Source organism: Gluconobacter sp. GP1 (assembly GCF_032913585.1).
Taxonomy (GTDB): Bacteria; Pseudomonadota; Alphaproteobacteria; order Acetobacterales; family Acetobacteraceae; genus Gluconobacter; species Gluconobacter cerinus.
The window spans coordinates 1-536 of sequence record NZ_JASGXC010000054.1; the positions used below are offsets into that span (position 1 = coordinate 1).

Genomic DNA, 536 nt, shown 5'->3' on the forward strand with positions numbered 1-536 from the left:
ACTTCCGAGGCCAGGCCGGTTTCCATGGTGTCGGGTGCGACGGCATAGGCTGAAACCGGCAGAGGATCGCTGTCACCGATCATGAGTTTATCGAACTTGATGACCAGACGTTCATCCTTACGCTCAAAGGATCCCGACAGCCTGTCATGAGCGAGTGGTCCTGAATCAATTTCGACGAGAACCGGGGTACCGGGATAGTCGCTGTTGATACCAAGAAGAGAATGGCCATAAACGCCCCTTCCTGCAGCAAGGAGCCTGTGGGTTGCCGATTTCACGGTCGCCACATTTTGCTGTGACCCGGTTCCACCTGAGGAGGCCGCCTGGGGCTCCTGCGTGAAAGACGTGCCCTCCTGCCTGTGGCCACCTGCCGCCGCGGTTTCCGCTGGAAGTTCCATGTCCAGTGAAGCGGGCCTGCCGCTCCACGCAGCCAACAGCTCGACCTCCTGTGCCTCGGAGAGTTCTCCTGGCCGCCGCTCCCGGCTCGCGGACCGGTCGGAGGCAGTCTTTGTGCCTTCCGGAGCGCGCGTGAACTGATT

The 536-nt window shown here is 60.8% G+C and carries 1 pseudogene; it reads right to left on the reverse strand.

Annotated elements, in window-relative coordinates:
- Positions 1 to 536 (reverse strand): annotated as a pseudogene (locus R5H23_RS16885) (hypothetical protein); the annotation flags it as partial.